The organism is Chitinophaga sp. (assembly GCF_036569125.1).
Taxonomy (GTDB): domain Bacteria; phylum Bacteroidota; class Bacteroidia; order Chitinophagales; family Chitinophagaceae; genus Chitinophaga.
Genome location: NZ_DATCRF010000074.1, coordinates 1 through 2,457, shown reverse-complemented (window position 1 = coordinate 2,457; position 2,457 = coordinate 1). Strand labels below are relative to the sequence as shown.

The window sequence follows — 2,457 nt, the reverse complement described above, 5'->3', positions numbered from 1 at the left end:
GATCAGGGTATCTACTCCTTTGGGCGACCGTGCCAGCAGCTGCTGGCAGGATGCCTGCTCCAGCACCTCGTTGATCATTTGATCGGTTGCCGCAGGATTTACAAAAAGCAGGTTCTCTTTTATTGTGCCGGAGAACAGCTGCGCATCCTGGGTTACAACGCCTATCTGCTGGCGCAGCTCCGCAAAATCGATCGTATCATGCCTGTGATCATTATACAATATGCTTCCGCCGGCGGGTTTGTAAAGCCCTACCAACAGTTTCACCAGCGTTGTTTTACCTGCTCCCGAAGGCCCGGCAATAGCGATGGTCTCCCCCATCCTGGCATCAAAAGAAATATTCTGCAGCGCGGGCTGTGCTACCGACTGATGCAGAAATGATACCTTATCAAAACAAATGCTGCGGATAACGCCAACCGGCCGGGGATGCGCAGGCCCTACCTCCACAGGTTTATTCAGTATGCCCCGCAGATTGTTGAGGGAAGCTTCCACATCACGGTAAGCCATAATCACACTTCCTAATTCACCCAGCATGCCGAACATAGAATAAAAGTAAAGCTGCATCATGATCAGCTGCCCAACAGTGAGCTTATTGTAGAAGAGGAACAATAACAGGATAAAAATAATTCCCTGGTGAAGCGCCTGTATAAAGGCGCCGTAGGCTGAGCTGATGGTGCGTACACTCTTGATCTTCTGCAGCTCCCTTTGCAGTATTTTTTGATTAGCGCCGTTCAGGCGGGTTATTTCCTGCTGAATAAGGCCCAGGCTTTTTACCAGCTCTATATTCCGCAGTGATTCCGTTGTGGAGCCGGCCAGCGCATTTGTTTCCCGCAGGATCTCTTTTTGAATGGCCTGCATTTTCCTGCTCAGGAAATTAGTGATGATCAGCAAAAGAGCCGCGCCGGACAAATATACCAGCGGCAGTGCAGGACTTAGCATTGCGGCAATAACTATTACCACGCCAACGGAAATAATACTGGCAAACAGCACATTCATGAACTTGGTGATAAAGTTCTCTGATTCCAGTCTTGCCCGCTGTAAAACAGATAGTATCTCACCGCTGCGCTGGTCTTCAAAATCCTGGTACGGCAAACAAAGGGTATGCCGTTGCACATCCGCATAAAGATCTGCACCCAGCTTGCGTATAATAACATTTACCAGGTAATTCTTATAGGTGCTCGCTAACCAGGCAATAGTGCTTACCACCACTATTTTCAGCAATGCGGAACCAATGCCGCGGAAGAACTCATTGGCCATTCCCTGTGCCCTGAAATAGCCAACCTTATTGGCATAAGGGTCAATAATATAGTTGCCAAAAATGTATGGATTAAGGTTAATAAAGACCTGGTCTATAACTGCCAGCAGCAGCGCCAGCAAAACCAGTCCTTTATAACGTGCCAGGTATTGAAGCAATAACTTCATAATATTTTGATAGGTGGTTATACAGGCGCTTTCATTTCCAGCTCCAGCTCTTTTTCCAGGTCGGCCAGGTGTTTATTTATAATGCTGGTCTCTTCATCCGTTAAGGATACCTGCATGGCCTGCATATCAAAAGCTACCTGCTCTGCGCTGGTGGCGCCCAGCAGCACCGCTGTAATTCCGGGGCGGTCAATGGTCCACCGGATGCAGAGCTGTGTAAGCGTAACGCCTTTGTCTGCCGCCATAGGGGCCAGCTTATCCAGGAAATTCCGGATGCGGTTCCTGTTCTCAGGCTCGTACAGGGCCACTTCCCAGTAGTTATCTTCCGGCCACAGGAACTTGCGGAAGTCCCTTCCGGTAAGTATGCCTCTTTGCAAAATGCTGTAAGCGAGAATGCCCTTATTCTCCTGTATGCTATAAGGAACAAGATCTTTTTCAATGCCGCGGTTAAGCATGCTGTAGCGGGCTTTATTAGATACCACCGGGCATAAGGCATCCTTTTCCATCATGGCTTCCGGCGAATGATTACAAACGCCTGCAGCCCTTATTTTACCTTGCTGCAAAAGCAGGGTAAAAGCTTCCATCGTTTCTTCAACCGGGGTGGTAGGGTCAGGCCAGTGGAGCGAGTACAGATCTATGTAATCTGTTTGCAGGCGGCGAAGGCTGTCCTCACATTCTTTTATAATGCTTTCCTTACCGGCATAATTGTATATTTCATGGCGCTGCCCTTTATAGTTACAGGTATTTGCCAGCTTCCCTTTATCGCCGCCCCAGATCATTCCACATTTTGTGAGGATCTGCACCTGATCCCTGGGCAGGCCGCGGATGGCTTCTGCTACTACCTCTTCGGCCAGGCCCATACAATAACCGGGAGCAGTGTCTATGGAGGTGCATCCCATGTCATAGGCCTTGCGTAAAGCAGCCAGTGTATCAGCGCGGGTGGCATCTCCCAGGTGCGTTTCCCCTATAGACCAGGCGCCGAAAGTGATCACGGATAATTCAATACCGCTGTTTCCTAATTTCCTGTATTCCATTTTTAAA

General features: G+C 49.1%; 2 protein-coding genes. Both read right to left on the bottom strand.

Annotated features, from left to right (window positions below):
• Positions 1 to 1,419 (bottom strand): ABC transporter ATP-binding protein (locus VIM87_RS02680; RefSeq protein WP_331995474.1); only part of this gene is annotated, 1,419 nt, incomplete at its 3' end.
• Positions 1,420 to 1,436: 17 nt separating this feature from the next.
• Positions 1,437 to 2,457: aldo/keto reductase (locus VIM87_RS02675; protein ID WP_331995473.1), on the bottom strand; the 1,021-nt coding region annotated here is incomplete at its 5' end.